At 42.4% G+C, this 16,750-nt stretch carries 13 protein-coding genes and 1 tRNA gene; 8 read left to right on the top strand and 6 right to left on the bottom strand.

The window, feature by feature from the left end; all coding sequences use genetic code 11:
* Positions 1 to 39: 39 nt before the first annotated feature.
* Positions 40 to 1,533 carry a PTS transporter subunit EIIC gene (locus J5A60_RS03445; protein ID WP_109127792.1) on the bottom strand — a complete coding sequence of 498 codons (1,494 nt, stop codon included), beginning with the start codon at positions 1,531 to 1,533 and terminating at the stop codon, positions 40 to 42.
* 232 nt (positions 1,534 to 1,765) lie between these two features.
* Positions 1,766 to 2,104, bottom strand: a complete 339-nt coding sequence (locus J5A60_RS03440; RefSeq protein ID WP_006717680.1) for a YegP family protein — start codon at positions 2,102 to 2,104, stop codon at positions 1,766 to 1,768.
* Positions 2,105 to 2,285: 181 nt separating this feature from the next.
* Here J5A60_RS03440 and manA point away from each other — a divergent pair, with 181 nt between their 5' ends.
* The 4 genes from manA to J5A60_RS03420 all read left to right on the top strand — a co-directional run bounded on the left by manA (position 2,286) and on the right by J5A60_RS03420 (position 7,488).
* Complete coding sequence (gene manA, locus J5A60_RS03435; protein ID WP_212510580.1) at positions 2,286 to 3,488, top strand: mannose-6-phosphate isomerase, class I; 1,203 nt, start codon at positions 2,286 to 2,288, stop codon at positions 3,486 to 3,488.
* A 97-nt stretch (positions 3,489 to 3,585) separates the two neighbouring features.
* Positions 3,586 to 5,349 (top strand): 30S ribosomal protein S12 methylthiotransferase accessory factor YcaO, encoded by a 1,764-nt coding sequence (gene ycaO / locus J5A60_RS03430; RefSeq protein WP_212510579.1) that lies wholly within the window; start codon positions 3,586 to 3,588, stop codon positions 5,347 to 5,349.
* Between the two features lie 156 nt (positions 5,350 to 5,505).
* Positions 5,506 to 5,913: a YhcB family protein gene (locus J5A60_RS03425; protein WP_109859021.1), complete on the top strand. Its 408-nt coding sequence runs from the start codon at positions 5,506 to 5,508 to the stop codon at positions 5,911 to 5,913.
* A 189-nt stretch (positions 5,914 to 6,102) separates the two neighbouring features.
* The gene (locus J5A60_RS03420; protein WP_212510578.1) at positions 6,103 to 7,488 is read left to right on the top strand and encodes a Do family serine endopeptidase; all 1,386 of its coding nucleotides are present in this window, start codon (positions 6,103 to 6,105) and stop codon (positions 7,486 to 7,488) included.
* 79 nt (positions 7,489 to 7,567) lie between these two features.
* On the opposite strand, the gene uvrB is transcribed toward J5A60_RS03420, so the two are convergent.
* On the bottom strand, positions 7,568 to 9,610 hold the full coding sequence (gene uvrB, locus J5A60_RS03415) for an excinuclease ABC subunit UvrB (RefSeq protein ID WP_212510577.1): 2,043 nt from the start codon (positions 9,608 to 9,610) through the stop codon (positions 7,568 to 7,570).
* Between the two features lie 403 nt (positions 9,611 to 10,013).
* On the opposite strand from uvrB, the gene J5A60_RS03410 reads away from it, so the two are divergent.
* Positions 10,014 to 10,089, top strand: a tRNA-Asn gene (locus J5A60_RS03410).
* Positions 10,090 to 10,227: 138 nt separating this feature from the next.
* Here J5A60_RS03410 and zevB read toward each other — a convergent pair.
* Both zevB and zevA read right to left on the bottom strand, forming a co-directional pair.
* The gene (gene zevB, locus J5A60_RS03405) at positions 10,228 to 11,250 is read right to left on the bottom strand and encodes a zinc transporter permease subunit ZevB (RefSeq protein WP_212510576.1); all 1,023 of its coding nucleotides are present in this window, start codon (positions 11,248 to 11,250) and stop codon (positions 10,228 to 10,230) included.
* Between the two features lie 14 nt (positions 11,251 to 11,264).
* The gene (gene zevA, locus J5A60_RS03400) at positions 11,265 to 11,897 is read right to left on the bottom strand and encodes a zinc transporter binding subunit ZevA (protein WP_305825888.1); all 633 of its coding nucleotides are present in this window, start codon (positions 11,895 to 11,897) and stop codon (positions 11,265 to 11,267) included.
* 435 nt (positions 11,898 to 12,332) lie between these two features.
* On the opposite strand from zevA, the gene ettA reads away from it, so the two are divergent.
* Together ettA and J5A60_RS03390 are read left to right on the top strand one after the other, a co-directional pair.
* Positions 12,333 to 14,003: an energy-dependent translational throttle protein EttA gene (gene ettA, locus J5A60_RS03395; protein WP_212510575.1), complete on the top strand. Its 1,671-nt coding sequence runs from the start codon at positions 12,333 to 12,335 to the stop codon at positions 14,001 to 14,003.
* Positions 14,004 to 14,207: 204 nt separating this feature from the next.
* Positions 14,208 to 14,579 (top strand): DsrE family protein, encoded by a 372-nt coding sequence (locus tag J5A60_RS03390; protein ID WP_212510574.1) that lies wholly within the window; start codon positions 14,208 to 14,210, stop codon positions 14,577 to 14,579.
* 85 nt (positions 14,580 to 14,664) lie between these two features.
* On the opposite strand, the gene ytfE is transcribed toward J5A60_RS03390, so the two are convergent.
* A complete protein-coding gene (ytfE, locus tag J5A60_RS03385; RefSeq protein WP_048749641.1) occupies positions 14,665 to 15,342 on the bottom strand; it encodes an iron-sulfur cluster repair protein YtfE in 678 nt (225 codons plus the stop codon).
* Positions 15,343 to 15,538: 196 nt separating this feature from the next.
* On the opposite strand from ytfE, the gene J5A60_RS03380 reads away from it, so the two are divergent.
* Positions 15,539 to 16,702 (top strand): cytochrome-c peroxidase, encoded by a 1,164-nt coding sequence (locus J5A60_RS03380; protein WP_212510739.1) that lies wholly within the window; start codon positions 15,539 to 15,541, stop codon positions 16,700 to 16,702.
* Positions 16,703 to 16,750: the final 48 nt, after the last annotated feature.

Genomic DNA, 16,750 nt, shown 5'->3' with positions numbered 1-16,750 from the left:
ATTAATTTCTGACCGTTCCTATTTGTAGTGAGGAAAAAATTAATCTTCTTTACCTAAAATCTGGTTAATCTCGCTTTTATATAATACTGCTTTAGCACCATAAACTGCTTGTACGCCACCACCGACTTCCAACACTTCAACGGCACCTAACGCTTTTAAGCGTGGTTTATCCACTAATTTGACGTCTTTCACCGCCACCCGCAAACGAGTAATACAGGCATCCACGTTCTCAATATTTTCTGCGCTACCTAGGGCGTTGATGATCTCGTGGGCGTTTTCCGTTAAAGAAGAGGTTTGTTGTTCCACGCTGTCTTCTTGCTCTTCTGCACGTCCCGGGGTCATCACATTAAATTGGGTAATTAAGAAACGGAAGCTGAAATAATATAACGCCGCCCAACATACACCGACCCAAATTACCGTAAACCAGTTGGTATTTTCATTGCCTTGTAAGATCCCAAACAACAGGAAGTCAATAAACCCGCCGGAGAACGTGTTACCGATGGAAATATTCAAAATGTCGGCAATATAGAAGGAAACGCCGTCTAAAAAGGCGTGGAAAACATACAGCCAAGGTGCAACGAATAAGAACATAAATTCAATAGGCTCGGTGATCCCTGTAATAAAAGAGGTTAACGCTGCACCAAGGAATAACCCGCCAATGGCTTTACGGCGCGCTTTCGGCACACAGTGATACATCGCCAAACAAGCTGCCGGCAAGCCGAACATCATGGTGTCAAAACGACCTGCGAAAAAACGTGTACCTTCGGTAAATAAACCTTGGTGATTCGGATCCGCCAATTGGGCAAAGAAGATTTTTTGTGCGCCGATAATGGTTTCACCATTCACGATTTCCGTACCGCCTAATTCGGTGTACCAAAATAAAGGATAAATCATGTGGTGTAAGCCTACTGCACCACATAAGCGCATGAGGAAGCCATAAAAGAATGTTCCGATTGCGCCCATAGAAGCAATATGTTCACCGGCAGACAACAACCAATTTTGAAATGTCGGCCAAATTAAAAAGAAGATGGCGCCGACAAAAATCGCCGCAAAGGAGGTGACAATCGGTACAAAACGTGAACCGCCGAAGAAGCCTAAAATTTGAGGCAATTGAATATTATGATATTTATTGTGCAGTTTGACGGTAATCAAGCCCATCACCAAAGCACCGATCACCCCTGTATCAATTCCTTTGGTTTCCGGTGAGAACAGCGGAATCAATGCTGCAATCGTACCGGTCATGATCAAATAGCCGACGGTTGCCGCCAACGCCGCAACCCCTTTATCCCGTTTGGCTAAACCAATGCCCAAACCGATACAAAGCAATAATGCCAAATTGCCGAACACCACCGAACCGGCTGCCGACATGATCTGAAACACACCTTGCAAAACAGAATGATCCAATAATGGATAGGCTTGCACGGTGGCTTTATTGGACAATGCCCCCCCAATCCCTAGTAACAAACCGGCTGCAGGTAAAATGGCAATCGGCAACATAAATGCCTTACCAACCTGTTGAAGCTGTTTAAACATACGTTTTCTCCTTAATTTACGACATGGTTTATGCCCCAAATACCACACTTGCCAGATCTGGTGTTTTCCCTTCAAAGGCAAAGTGCTTTGTGGAATATTACTTCAATACGTCAGTAAAAAATATGATGAAGATCGCATTTTAAAAAGAAAACCTGTTTTCTGATTAACACACTGATTTTAGATAAAAAAAATCGGCACCTCAGTGCCGATAATGTTTATTTATTCTTGCATGTTATGCCGCAATTTCACGAATATCTTCGGTTGAAGCATTATTCATCACGGATTCCACGCCTTTTTGTGCGGCCGCCTGTGAGGAATAATATTGGCTACGACCGATTTCTTGATGGTTAGCCGCTTTCAACACGAAATACGGTTGATCGCTTTTTGTCGTGCGAAACTCAAAGTTTTTCTCATCTACGCCGTTTTTCTGCACGGAAGCAATGCCGTTTTGCGCAGAGGCTTTGGTTTTGTAAAGCTCGCTGGTTAAAATGACTTGTCCGTTAGTGGCGATTAAGTTGAACATAAATTGGCCGTCTTTCGCGACTTTTAATTCATAATGTCCTTGTGCCATGTTTATTCCTCCTAGGGTTAATTCAATGGTCTGAAACGTCTACATTTAATTTGGTTAAAAAAGAAATGTTAGACGCTGCTAAATGTATAAAAAAAGCCTGTTTACCGCAACAGCCAAGAGTGAGAATATGCTAGAATGCGCCCCGATTTTATAGAACAGCAAATCTAACAGAGAGCAAATTATGGCAGGTATTTATCCGCTGAATGGTCGCCTTCAACATTATGTGTGGGGCGGTGAACGTTATATTCCTCATTTATTGCATATTGATAAAACTGAATCTCACTATGCCGAATACTGGCTTGGGGCCCACCCATCGGCACCGTCACAGATTCTTTACGCACAAGAGGAAATATCGTTGAGCGATTTTTTACACCAAAATCCCACCGCACTTGGTACGCAAAGCCGTCAATTGTTTGGGGATAATTTGCCTTATTTGCTGAAAATTTTAGATGTTGCCAATCCGCTTTCCATTCAGTTACACCCAACCAAAGAACAGGCCGAAATCGGCTTTGTGCAAGAAAATGCCGCAGGCATTCCGTTAAATGATCCGAAGCGCACCTATAAGGACGATAACCATAAGCCGGAAATGATGATTGCGTTGTCCGATTTTTGGCTTTTACATGGTTTTAAAACCAAAGCCCAAATTCTCGATACACTACGCCAACGCCCGTCACTTGCGGAATTGGCAACAAAATTGGTCTCGCAGAATTTAGCGGATTTTTATGCTGACATTATGTTGGCAAAACAAGAGCAACTGGCACAATGGCTCTTGCCGATTATTGAGGGTCAACAGAAAGCTTACGAGCAAAATCAGCTTGCTATGCAGGATCCTGATTACTGGGTGCTTTACACATTGCACGCCATGAAGATTTCCCGAGACAAGTTAGATGCAGGCTTAATGAGTTTCTACCTGTTCAATATTGTAAATTTGCAGGTCGGCGAAGGTATTTTCCAAGCTGCCGGCGTACCGCATGCGTATTTACGCGGGCAAAATATTGAATTAATGGCCTGTTCCGACAACGTGATTCGTGGCGGTTTAACGCCAAAACACGTTGATATCGAACAATTACTAAAAATCATTGATTGCAGTGAAATCGTCCCTCAAATTATCGCGCCGGCGCCTAAAAATCAGGTTTACACCTACCCCACGCCCATTGCTGATTTTGCCTTGAGCAATATGCCTTACGCAAAAAACACCGAGATTTCCGACCGCACTTTAAACGGCTCGATTCTCTTAGTGATGGCAGGCGAAATCTCCTTGGAAGTCGCACAACAAAAACTCACGTTGAAACAAGGACAAGCGGCGTTTATTGAAGCAGATACAGACTATCGCGTGCATGGCATACAAGAAGGTTATGCCGTTCTCGCCGGGCTGCCGCTTTAAATTTAGTTACGCTTTCCCTCACCCATTTACGGAAGAGGGGAAAAATTCATATTTTCTTGGCGATTCAAGAAAAAAATATATCAAAAATAGGAACATTATGACCGAACAAACTTTTATTCCCGGCAAAGATGCCGCCCTTGAGGAAAGTATTGAAAAGTTTCAACAAAAACTGACCGCACTTGGCTTTCACATTGAAGAAGCCTCGTGGTTAAATCCCGTGCCAAACGTGTGGTCGGTCCATATTCGTGACAAAGACTGCCCACAATGTTTCACCAACGGCAAGGGGGGCAGTAAAAAAGCGGCATTAGCCTCCGCATTAGGTGAATATTTTGAGCGTCTTTCCACCAATTATTTCTGGACGGATTTCTATTTAGGGCAAGACATTGCCAACAGCGATTTTGTGCACTATCCGAACGAAAAATGGTTCCCGATTGAAGATGAGGCACTGTTGCCTCAAGGGATTTTAGACGATCATTTATTTGAACATTTCGATCCGAATCAGGAGTTGACTCCTGAACTTTTAGTGGATTTGCAATCGGGTAATTACGAGCGAGGTATTGTCGCGCTGCCTTATATACGCCAATCGGATCAACAGACGGTGTATATTCCGCAAAATATTATCTCTAACCTTTATGTTTCCAACGGTATGTCTGCCGGCAACAGCCAATTTGAAGCCCGTGTACAGGGATTGTCGGAAGTGTTTGAGCGCTATGTGAAAAATAAAATCATCGCAGAAGCGATCAGTCTGCCGTTAATTCCGCAGGAAGTGATGGCGCGTTATCCTTCGATTCAAGCCTCTATCGACAAACTGGAACAGGAAGGTTTCCCGATTTTGGCGTACGACGCTTCTCTTGGCGGTAAATATCCGGTGATTTGTGTCATTTTGCTCAACTCGACCAATGGTACGTGTTTTGCCTCTTTCGGAGCGCACCCAAAATTCCAAGTGGCATTAGAGCGCACCGTCACCGAATTATTACAAGGTCGCAGCCTAAAAGAGTTGGACGTTTTCGCCCCGCCGTCATTCAATAATGATGATGTGGCCGAACACGCCAATTTGGAAACCCACTTTATTGATTCCAGCGGTTTAATTTCTTGGGATTTATTCAAAGACACACCGGATTACGAGTTCGCCGATTGGAACTTCTCCGGCAAAGATACCCATGAAGAATATGATAACCTCATGACGATTCTCCGCGAGGAAAGCAAAGAGGTTTACATCATGGATTATAACCACTTAGGTGTTTACGCCTGCCGCATCATCGTACCGGGCATGTCCGATATTTATCCGGCGGATGACTTAATTTACGCTAACAGCAACATGGGCATGGACTGGCGCGAAATTCTGCTGGATTTACCGCACTTCCACCACGACCAAGAAACCTATCAAGAATTATTGGACGAACTGGACGAACAAGACATTGACGACGCCACCCGCGTACGCGAATTTATCGGCATCGTGGCACCGAAAGCCAGCGGTTGGACAACCTTGCGCATCGGTGAATTAAAATCCATGCTCTATCTCGCTTTAGGCGACTTGGCAATGGCGTTAGACTGGGCGAACTGGACATACAATATGAACAGCTCCGTATTCACCGCCGAACGCGCCAACTATTATCGTTGCTTAATCAGCAGCCTTGAATTGTTTATGGATGATCACCGCGATCCGCAACAATATCGTCCGGTGTTCGAGAAAATGTACGGCAAAGATGCAGTGGAATTTGCGTGGGGCGCAATTCAAGGCGGAAATCCGTTCTATAACCTGCCAGCCAGCGACGAAACCCTCGCTAACTTTAGCGAACACCAAAAATTATTAGCAGCCTATGCTAAATTGCAAAAGGCAAAACGTGAAAATTGGCAGTAAAGTGCGGTCGTTTTTAAAAACATTTTTGAAGGGCGAAAAATATTCGCCCTTTTATTTTCCGAAAAATTTTCGTTCTGTGATCTAACACATAGAAATAAAACCCTGTTCAGGCTATGATTTAATCAATTGTTTCACATAAATTAGAGGAGGTTATTTATGCAAACTTGGACAGCTGAAATGTGGCAAGCAGCGTTAATCGGTTTAGTGGTGGGTTTTGTTATTGGTTATTTCTTATTACGACTCACAAAAGAGTCTGCCAAAAAACAAGTGAAAACTGAAGCGGAATTGCGAGTCGCAAAAGAGCAATTGGAAAGCCAAAAACAACAATTGGAAAAACATTTTGCGGAAAGCGCCGATTTGTTGAAATCTCTTGCGCAAGATTATCAAAAACTGTACCAACATCTTGCTCACTCCTCGACTCAACTACTGCCGGAACTGAACGACAGCACCTTGTTCCAACACAGTTTATTGGATGAAAAAGGCAACGTTTCCCCGTCTAAAACAGAAGATCCACCGAAAGACTATTCCGAAGGTTCTTCAGGTTTATTCAAAGCAGAAAGATAATTCAACAAGCGCCCTTCAATTGAAGGGCGTTTTATTGTTTGAACATTTATTAAAAAAACTCACCGCACTTTTCTTTTTCCTCATGAATTAAATAAAAAACCAAGAACATTCAACCATTTTACTTGTCATAGTCATCACCGAAACTCATTGAGATTTCGTTTTTTATTTTTTTTGATTGGAGAACATTTAATGAAAAAACGTCATTTTGTTTTAACCGGCATTGCTCTCGGATTAAGCATTTTAACAACCCCAATGATGAGCCAAGCAGAAACACCAGTTTCCATCGTAGCAGGACAGCAACTTCCAAGCTTGGCACCAATGCTGGAAAAAGTATTACCTTCCGTGGTGTCTATTTCCGTCGAAGGAAAACAAAAAGGCAGTTCAGCTGAAATGGATGATGATATTCCGGAAGAATTTAAATTCTTCTTTGGCCCGGACATGTTCGATCGCAATCGCGCACCGCGTAATTTCAAAGGTATTGGTTCCGGCGCCATTATCAATGCGGAAAAAGGTTATGTATTAACAAACAACCACGTGATTAAAGATGCCGACAAAATTACCGTGCAATTACACGATGGCCGCGAATTTAAAGCGAAAGTGATCGGTGCTGACGAAATGTCTGATGTAGCCTTGATTCAAGTAGAAAATCCGAAAAATTTGACCGCACTTAAACTCGCGGATTCCGATAAATTACGCGTAGGCGATTTCACGGTTGCTATTGGTAATCCGTTCGGTTTAGGACAAACCGTGACCTCCGGTATCGTGTCTGCTTTAGGTCGCTCCATGGGCTCTGACAGCGGCACATACGAAAACTATATTCAAACAGATGCTGCCGTAAACCGTGGTAACTCCGGTGGCCCGCTCGTCAATTTAAACGGCGAACTCATCGGCATTAATACCGCCATTATTTCGCCAAGTGGCGGCAACGCGGGTATTGCGTTTGCGATTCCGAGCAACATGGCGAACAATCTCGTACAACAAATTCTTGAATTTGGTGAAGTTCGTCGCGGTATGTTAGGCATTAAGGGCGGAGAATTAAATGCTGATTTAGCTCAAGCCTTTGACATTGAAGCGAAAAAAGGCGCTTTCGTGAGCGAAGTAATGCCAGGCTCTGCTGCCGATAAAGCCGGCTTAAAAGCAGGCGATGTCATCACAGCAATGAACGGTCAAGCGATTTCTAGCTTTGCGGAAATGCGTGCCAAAATCGCGACTTCCGGCGCAGGTAAACAAATTGAGCTGACCTATTTACGCGATGGAAAATCCAATACCGCCAAAGTTACGTTACAATCAGACGAGCAAACCCAAACCACCGCCAATAGCCTATTACCGGCATTGGATGGCGCAGAATTGAATAACTACGATGAAAAAGGCGTAAAAGGCGTATCTATTGGTAAAATCAAACAAAATTCCTTAGCGGAACAACGTGGTTTGAAAAATGGCGATGTCATCATTGGCATTAACCGCCAAAAAGTCGAAAACTTAGGTCAATTGCGCAAAGCCTTGGATAGCAAACCATCTGCTATTGCGTTAAATATCATCCGTGGTGACAGTAATTTCTATTTATTAGTGCAATAAAGCATCTTTAAAAAACAAAAAAGGCGAATTGATTTCGCCTTTTTTATTATAAAAATCACCGAGAAAAACGACCGCACTTTTACTCGCCAGATAACATAAAACTTTCCCGCAATTGCTGCAATTGATCCCGCACCGTAGCAGCTTTTTCAAATTCCAAATCTTGCGCAAACTTATACATTTGCTGTTCCAGTTTCTTGATTTGTTGTTGATATTCTTTCGGTGATGTAGGCACGGCATAAAGTGCGGTCGGTTCTGCCACCATTTTTCCACGTTGTTTATTGGCTTTCGCTTTTTGATTGGCGCCCTGACCGATATCCAACAACTCACCCACTTTTTTATTTAACGCCTGTGGCACAATGCCGTGATCTTCATTGTATTTCGTTTGTTTTTCGCGACGGCGATTGGTTTCCGTAATGGCTTTTTCCATAGACTTAGTGATGCTGTCCGCATACAAAATCGCTTTACCATTCAAGTTTCGCGCTGCACGTCCGATGGTTTGAATCAAAGAACGTTCGGAGCGCAAGAAACCTTCTTTATCCGCATCTAAAATCGCTACGAGTGACACTTCGGGAATATCCAAGCCTTCCCGTAATAAGTTAATTCCGACCAACACATCAAATTCGCCCAAGCGTAAATCACGGATAATTTCTACCCGCTCTACGGTATCAATATCGGAGTGCAAATAACGCACTCGAATCCCGTGTTCATCCAAATAATCCGTTAAATCTTCCGCCATTTTTTTGGTCAGCGTCGTCACTAAAACTCGCTCATTTTTATCCGCTCTTTGACGCGCTTCAGAAAGCAAATCATCCACTTGAATAGACACCGGGCGAATTTCAATTTGCGGATCCAGTAAGCCCGTTGGACGCACTACCTGATCGATAATTTCTGCACCGGATTTTTCTAGCTCATAAGGCCCCGGGGTAGCCGAAACATAGATAGTTTGCGGAGCCAAACGTTCAAATTCCTCAAAACGTAACGGACGGTTATCCAACGCTGAAGGCAAACGGAAGCCATATTCTACCAACGTTTCTTTACGGGAACGGTCGCCACGATACATCCCGCCGATTTGCGGCACGGTGACGTGAGATTCATCGATAATTAAAATGGCATCGGACGGCATATAGTCAAATAAGGTTGGCGGCGGTTCGCCTTCATTTCTGCCTGACAGATAACGTGAGTAGTTTTCAATCCCCGAGCAATAGCCCAATTCGTTCATCATTTCAATATCAAACTGAGTACGTTGGCTAATGCGTTGTTCTTCTAACAATTTATTCTCTTTAATGAAATATTCCCGTCGTTGTGCCAGTTCCACTTTGATTTTTTCAATGGCATCTAAAATGCGCTCGCGCGGTGTGACGTAGTGCGTTTTTGGATACACAGTGAAACGTGGCACGATACCAAAGCTGCTTCCGGTGAGCGGATCGAATAAGCTTAAACGCTCAATTTCATCATCAAATAATTCAATTCGTACTGCGCGCTCATCGGATTCTGCCGGGAAAATATCAATAATTTCCCCACGTACACGAAATGTGCCGCGCTGAAACGCCTGATCGTTGCGCGTATATTGCAATTCTGCCAACTTCGCCAAAATCTGACGCTGATTGATTATTGCCCCTTGTTGCAAATGCAACATCATTTGCAAGTAAGAATCCGGGTCGCCCAAACCGTAAATAGCAGAAACCGAGGCAACCACAATGGTATCTCGCCGCTCTAAAAAAGATTTAGTCGCCGACAAACGCATTTGCTCGATTTGATCGTTAATAGACGCATCTTTTTCAATGAAGGTGTCGCTGCTCGGCACATAGGCTTCCGGCTGGTAATAATCATAGTAAGAAACGAAATATTCCACCGCATTTTCAGGGAAAAAAGCTTTCATTTCCGCATAAAGCTGCGCCGCAAGAGTTTTATTTGGCGCAAGCAACATGGCCGGTCGGTTTAACTGCGCAATCACATTGGCAATCGTAAAGGTTTTTCCGGAACCCGTAACGCCCAGTAAGGTTTGGTGCGCCAAGCCGTCTTCTAAATTTTCGGCAAGCTTGGCAATGGCTTGTGGTTGATCACCGGAGGGCTTGAAATCGGAATGAAGAATGAAAGGTTTGGTGTTAATTTTCTCTGACATAAAGTGCGGTCATTTTTTACGGTATATTCTAAATGCTGCGCATTTTAACACATTTATCACGCCACATTGAGTGATAAAAAATGAAGTTTTACACAGAGTTATATTTGTCAAGTGGCCTAAATCACAAATTTATAAAAAAATTTTAAAAAATTCTCTAGATTTTTGTTAACTATTTGAAAAATAAAAAAATGTTATTTTACAATCAATTTTATATCGAATTTCAATAAAGCCTGATTTTATCGGGAGCGGGGTGATTTTTAAAATAATAACTCACAAACTTATCCACAGAGTTTGTGGATAGAAATATCACACTAAAAACGGGGAAATATTTTTTATTTTAGGTGTTGACAACCTATAGAGGGATAAGTAACATACGCGGCCTATCTTTTGATACCAAATTTATTCCTCCTTAGTTCAGTCGGTAGAACGGTGGACTGTTAATCCATATGTCGCTGGTTCAAGTCCAGCAGGAGGAGCCAGTTTTTTCTTTTGGATAGTTTTTATTTGTCTCCTTTTATAAAAACTAAAGCATACCGAAAGAATTTGAGCCCATAGCCTCCTTATGGGCTTTTATTTTTTTCTGCTGAATCCTTTTTATTCTCGCCTCTTTTATCTCGTTATCTCGCAAATAATGTCGCGCCTCCGCTTACCGGCAAGGTCGTCCCATAAAGCAACGCTAATGCAAAGAAAATCAACATAAGACCGGCAAAACATTTCGCCACAGTTTCAACATTGATCTCTGCAAAAGGTCGACGATACCATTGGCCGATTTTAATCGCCGTTGAGCGAGCATAGCGCACCAGTAACGCAAATGCAGATAACGTGATTCCCGTCCCCAGCGACATCGCTAATGTTGCCGCGATGCCCCAAGGGAACAAATCCAACATATAAGCAAGGAACAAAACAAAAATCGCACCGGAGCAAGGTCGCATACCGATACTCAAAATAATCAATACGCTTTCTTTTATATTTGTGCTTTGATTCAAAGCGTCAGGATCCGGAATATGTTGATGACCACAACCACAGTTGGCATGGTGTTCCGTATGTGTTTCTGCAAAAACAGTTGAAATTCCTACCGCACTTTTTTCAGCAATTCGCATCTCATTTTTGATAGGGCGTTGAATCGTATTAATGTGTAATTTTTGTTTCTTCTGTCGATGCTGTTTATACAGCGTTTTCCCGCTCTTCCAACACCAACTCAGCCCAAGCAAAATCACCATAACATAAGCCGTTCGTTCCAACCATAATTGGCTTAAATTGAAGTAGGCGGAGGAAAGCTGCAAAATCAACACCACCACAGACACCGCCACAATGGCAACGAAACCTTGCGCTAAAGAAGAGAAGAAAGTGATTTGCATGCTACGTGCAAGCTTCGTCTGGTGAGTTGCCAAATAGCCGGCAATAATAAACTTGCCATGCCCAGGACCTAAGGCATGAAACACACCATATAAAAAACTCACTAAAATGAGCAAACTGCCGGCATAAACGGGCTGCAGTTCTATAGCATGTAAATAGGCAGAAATGAGCTGATTAAATTCCCGTTGCCAGAGTACAACATGGGAAAATAACCACGGAAACAAATAAATACAGGCAGCTAGCAATATGCCTAACAACAGGAAATAAAATAAACGGGATTTCATGAATTTCTTAAAAACTATTTGCAAATTAACCGCACTTTTTGTGCAAACTGCGCGCCAAGGGTGTCATCTTCGTTGCGTTGAGACTGATCTAACGAGGAAGCATAGGCTTTGAGCTTTTCATTAACATCAGGCTCCAGCACTTCGCCATGACAATTTTCCGGTAATTGAGAAAAATCGACAGCCGAATGAAAAGGCTGATCGTAATACATAGAAACATAATAAGTCGGATCGTAAGTACTTAATGTAAATTCGTTATCCTGCAAAAGCTGCGGTTTTGACAACATAAAATCAAAATAATACAACACCTGCGCTCCACTGCTCTTCATCCCGTAATTTTGTGGTTTCGCACTGTATTTTACTTTATTGCCTTGTTTATCAAATAAATAGCTAAAGTAATGCTCATTGACCACATTGCCGATAACCTCATCAATTAATTTTTGCAATGCTTTCTTGTCACCTTTTGCTTGTTTTACATCATATAACACAGCGGCTGAACTGGGCTCATCTAAAATCCATTGCATCGAAAACCCGACTAATTGTTGTTTGTCCACCAACACCTTCATTTTCATGTCAATAAACGCATGAGGATGCGCAAAAAGCGTTTGGGCACAAATTAAGGTTATAAAAAATAAGCTTATTTTTTTCACTGGATCACCTTCCCGGTAAATTTGACTTCATTATTTTAGCATAAATAAAAATGCACCACAGTGCGCTCAAAAAAGCATCCATCATGAAAAAATCACCCGTTTTTTCTGATTTATATCAAACAAACCTAATTTTGCATTTTGCTTCTCACTGAAAAATCGATAACATTCAACACCATCAAGTGATTGCTTGATATTCATAAAGTTCCTAAATAAAATAATCATAAATAGCTAAACTACTTTCCTACCTCTCTTCGGAGAGGTTTTTTTATGCCTAAAATTTTACTGCGATAAATTGGCACAACGGCAAACATCAAGTAGAATGAGCCGCCTGAATCATGACAATGATTTTTATGCTTTATTGTTTCTTTAGGGTCATTCCGCATGTAAAAACATCGACAAAAATGACCGCACTTTTCCCTTAACCAGAGAAAAATTATGTCAACACAATTCGTTTACACGATGCACCGAGTAGGCAAAGTGGTTCCGCCGAAACGTCATATTCTAAAAGATATTTCCCTAAGCTTTTTCCCAGGAGCCAAAATTGGTGTGCTCGGTTTAAACGGCGCAGGTAAATCCACGTTGCTTCGCATTATGGCGGGCATTGATAAAGAAATCGAAGGGGAAGCACGTCCGCAACCCGGTATTAAAATCGGTTATCTTCCTCAAGAACCAAAACTTGAACCGCAACAAACTGTGCGTGAAGCGATTGAAGAAGCGGTGGGTGAAGTTAAACGTGCGTTAACGCGTTTAGATGAAGTTTATGCCTTATATGCCGATCCTGATGCAGATTTCGACAAACTTGCCGCGGAGCAAGCGGAGTTGGAAGCCATCATTCAAGCGCATGACGGGCATAATTTAGATAACCAATTAGAACGCGCCGCCGATGCATTACGTTTGCCGGACTGGGATGCCAAAATCGAACATTTATCCGGGGGGGAACGCCGCCGTGTGGCACTTTGCCGTTTATTGCTCGAAAAACCGGATATGTTGTTATTAGACGAACCGACCAACCACTTGGATGCGGAATCCGTGGCATGGTTAGAGCGCTTCTTGCACGACTACGAAGGCACCGTGGTGGCAATTACCCACGACCGTTACTTCTTAGATAACGTTGCCGGTTGGATCTTGGAGCTTGACCGTGGTGAAGGCATTCCTTGGGAAGGCAACTACTCTTCTTGGTTGGAACAAAAAGAAAAACGCTTGGCGCAAGAACAGGCGCAAGAATCTGCCCGCCAAAAATCCATTGAGAAAGAATTGGAATGGGTGCGCCAAAATCCAAAAGGTCGCCAAGCGAAAAGCAAAGCGCGTATGGCTCGTTTTGAGGAACTTAATTCCGGCGAATATCAAAAACGTAATGAAACCAACGAACTCTTTATTCCACCTGGTCCACGCTTAGGCGATAAAGTGATTGAAGTGCAACATTTAAGTAAATCTTACGGCGACCGCACTTTAATCGATGATTTGTCTTTCAGCATTCCGAAAGGCGCTATCGTTGGGATTATCGGAGCAAACGGTGCGGGTAAATCGACCTTGTTCCGCATGCTTTCCGGCAAAGAACAACCGAATTCGGGTTCCATCACCTTAGGTGAAACCGTCGTGTTGGCTTCCGTAGATCAATTCCGCGATGCGATGGACGACAAGAAAACCGTGTGGGAAGAAGTTTCTAACGGACAAGATATTTTAACAATCGGTAACTTTGAAATTCCAAGCCGTGCTTATGTAGGACGCTTCAACTTCAAAGGCGTGGATCAGCAAAAACGCGTAGGCGAACTTTCCGGTGGTGAACGTGGCCGTTTGCACTTAGCCAAACTGTTACAAGCCGGCGGCAACGTGTTGTTACTGGATGAACCGACCAACGACCTTGACGTGGAAACCTTACGCGCATTGGAAAATGCGATTTTAGAATTCCCAGGCTGTGCTATGGTCATTTCCCATGACCGCTGGTTCTTAGACCGTATCGCTACACATATTTTAGACTACGGTGATGAAGGCAAGGTAACCTTCTATGAAGGCAACTTCTCCGATTATGAAGAATGGAAGAAGAAAACCTTCGGTGCTGAAGCCCTTCAACCACACCGCATGAAATATAAACGTATTGCGAAATAAGCCTTTGTCGTTTAACCCTTAACCCCAGACTTTATTGAATCTGGGGTTATTTTTTATATTTTCTCACCATATTTACAACCACATTTCACTTATTTCTCATTTTGTGATTTTAATCACAGCCAAATGAAATAAAACCCTTTAAAATCAAAAAATATAAATATATAAATTATTTTATTTAACAAACCAAAACGTAGAGGAAACATCATGAAAAACATTGATTTATTAATTACATTAACTGCCCATGAGCGCGATTCAAATAATGTTACTATTGCTTTTACTGTCGGAATAAACGCCCTAGAAAAAGGCAAACACACTGTCATTTTATTGCTTTCCGATGCCGTTCATCTCGGCGCTAAAAATTACGGCGATAAAATCGACATTGGCGCACCATTCAAACCAGTTCGTGAACTCATTGATACCTTTATTGCAAAAGGTGGTAGAATTGCCGTGTGTTCTTCCTGTATGCAACATAACGGCGTATCCGAAGAAAGCCTTTATCCTGAAGCAGAAATTGTAACTGCCAGCTTTATTACAGAATCCTTATTTGCTTCACAAAGACAACTTCAACTGAATTAATCTTTTTATATCGTTACAAATAAAAAGCCATTAAACATCGCATTTAATGGCTTTCTTTATATACTTCAAATTGTTAAAACAGGATTTATCTGCTGCCTTCCTCAATCACGCGTGGAAACAGAATATTATTTTCCGTATGAATGTGCATCATTAAATCATCCATAAATTCTTGAATCCCACTATAGAGGGCACGCCAAGTATTACACGCATCTGCCGGCGGTGTTAAGTTATTGGTCAGCGCTTTCAATACATCCAAATGCTCACCGTGTTCAGCGTGTTCATGTTCCATAACTTGAATCGGCATTCTTGCCATCGCATAGTTACCCATTTTGATCATCGGGAACAAAATTTGCTCTTCTTTCATCATATGACTGGTTAAATCACTATAAATATTTTGAATTTCAGCAGCAATGCCAATCGGACAATCATCACGATCGCCGTGAACGGATTCTACTCGCTCAGCCAAGACAAAAAGTTCAGAAAGCTGTTGTTTGTGACGTTCATGATAACGATGAATAATGTGCTCGATGATGTCTGCGTAAGGTGCTGTCAACCAACGTTGCTCATCGTCCTGTTTTTTACTATTTTGCAATTCTGTTAAACGAGCTTCAATTTCCGCTAAATTTAAATTTTTCTCTGCAACAGCTGCGCCTAATGTATCGGCGCCACCACAACAAAAATCTAAATCATATTCACGTAAAAGTGCGGTTGATCCTGGAATTGAAATCGCAATTTCACTTAATTTTTTATCGGCAAAAGACATGATAATTTCCCCCATAACTGTGGATAACAAAAAAAACTGAGTAAAATGGTAAACTATTTTGTAGGAAGATAAAGCACTTTTTCAAAAAAAATGATTTTGTATGATTCAGGTCAAAAGTCATACCTTAAAAGAGTGAGACAGAAAAAAGGGAAAAAAGGGTATGCTAAAGAACATCATTTTATTACCAGGACAAACCATGAACCGTTTATTTACAATGCTACTTGCCGCATGGCTGCCGATGTCTGCCTTAGCGCTAGAAAAAGAAGCCCGTGAAATGCCGAAAGGCGGAATCGATAAGGCATTATTGGGACAAATTTTATTTTTTGATAACAACCTCTCTCTACACGGCAACCAAAACTGTTCCAGTTGCCACAGCCCGGATACCGCCTTTGTTGATTTACGAGAAAACAGCGCAGACAAAATGGTCTCTCAAGGTGATGATCCGACGCGGTTCGGCACACGAAATGCGCCAACCATGCTTTATGCAAGCTATGCACCGGAATTTCATTACGATGAAAAAATTCAGGATTATGTGGGTGGGCAATTCTGGGATGGGCGAGCTAAAAACTTAGCAGAACAAGCCGGCGGGCCGCCGATCAATCCGGTGGAAATGGGCATGCCGGACAAACTTTCCGTTGCTAAACGAATTTTCAATACACCAATGTATCTCACGCTCTTTACTCAACATTACGGTAAAGAAACTTGGGAAAGTGTAGATCGTGTTTATTCTGCCATGGAAGATGCCCTTGCCGTATTCCAAAAAGAAAAACGTTTATTGCATCCTTTTGATGCCAAATACGATAAATCGCTACAAGGCAAATATGCGATGACGGCACAAGAAGAACGTGGTAAACAATTATTTTTTGATAACACCAAAACCAACTGTAGCAACTGCCATCAAGCGCAAGATACCGAACATAAGGAAGAAACTTTCACCAATTATCGCTACTACAACATGGGCGTGCCTAAAAATCAGCGTTTAATCGCACATAATCAGCTCAGCCAGGATTTTATCGATAACGGTTTGTTGGATAACCCAATGGTCAACGGCGATCAACGCCAAAAGGGAAAATTCAAAGTACCTACCCTGCGCAACATTGCCGTCACCGCACCTTATATGCACAACGGCGTGTTTAAACATTTGCGCACCGTGTTGGAATATTTCGATCATTTCAACAACCCTGCGCGTAAACTTAATCCAGAAACTCAGAAACCTTGGGAAGCACCGGAATACGCCGCAACAATGAATCTTGAAGAACTCAAAGCGCCACCGTTAAGCGACGAACAACTGGATGACCTTGAAGCCTTTCTGAAAACCTTAACGGACGAACGCTACGAAACGCTACTCAAACAACAATAAAAACGCTCGCCAAAATGACCGCACTTTTCTCTTCTCTCAGCACGAAAA

It is taken from the genome of Aggregatibacter sp. oral taxon 513 (assembly GCF_018128305.1).
Lineage (GTDB): Bacteria > Pseudomonadota > Gammaproteobacteria > Enterobacterales > Pasteurellaceae > Aggregatibacter > Aggregatibacter segnis_A.
This window is presented reverse-complemented; position numbering and strand designations above follow the sequence as displayed.

Bases quoted from the DNA above. Each gene is read 5' to 3' on its own strand.
- J5A60_RS03445 (WP_109127792.1), bottom strand. From the start codon at position 1,533: ATGTTTAAACAGCTTCAACAGGTTGGTAAGGCATTTATGTTGCCGATT.
- J5A60_RS03440 (WP_006717680.1), bottom strand. From the start codon at position 2,104: ATGGCACAAGGACATTATGAATTAAAAGTCGCGAAAGACGGCCAATTT.
- manA (WP_212510580.1), top strand. From the start codon at position 2,286: ATGGCAGGTATTTATCCGCTGAATGGTCGCCTTCAACATTATGTGTGG.
- ycaO (WP_212510579.1), top strand. From the start codon at position 3,586: ATGACCGAACAAACTTTTATTCCCGGCAAAGATGCCGCCCTTGAGGAA.
- J5A60_RS03425 (WP_109859021.1), top strand. From the start codon at position 5,506: ATGCAAACTTGGACAGCTGAAATGTGGCAAGCAGCGTTAATCGGTTTA.
- J5A60_RS03420 (WP_212510578.1), top strand. From the start codon at position 6,103: ATGAAAAAACGTCATTTTGTTTTAACCGGCATTGCTCTCGGATTAAGC.
- uvrB (WP_212510577.1), bottom strand. From the start codon at position 9,610: ATGTCAGAGAAAATTAACACCAAACCTTTCATTCTTCATTCCGATTTC.
- zevB (WP_212510576.1), bottom strand. From the start codon at position 11,250: ATGAAATCCCGTTTATTTTATTTCCTGTTGTTAGGCATATTGCTAGCT.
- ettA (WP_212510575.1), top strand. From the start codon at position 12,333: ATGTCAACACAATTCGTTTACACGATGCACCGAGTAGGCAAAGTGGTT.
- J5A60_RS03390 (WP_212510574.1), top strand. From the start codon at position 14,208: ATGAAAAACATTGATTTATTAATTACATTAACTGCCCATGAGCGCGAT.
- ytfE (WP_048749641.1), bottom strand. From the start codon at position 15,342: ATGTCTTTTGCCGATAAAAAATTAAGTGAAATTGCGATTTCAATTCCA.
- J5A60_RS03380 (WP_212510739.1), top strand. From the start codon at position 15,539: ATGAACCGTTTATTTACAATGCTACTTGCCGCATGGCTGCCGATGTCT.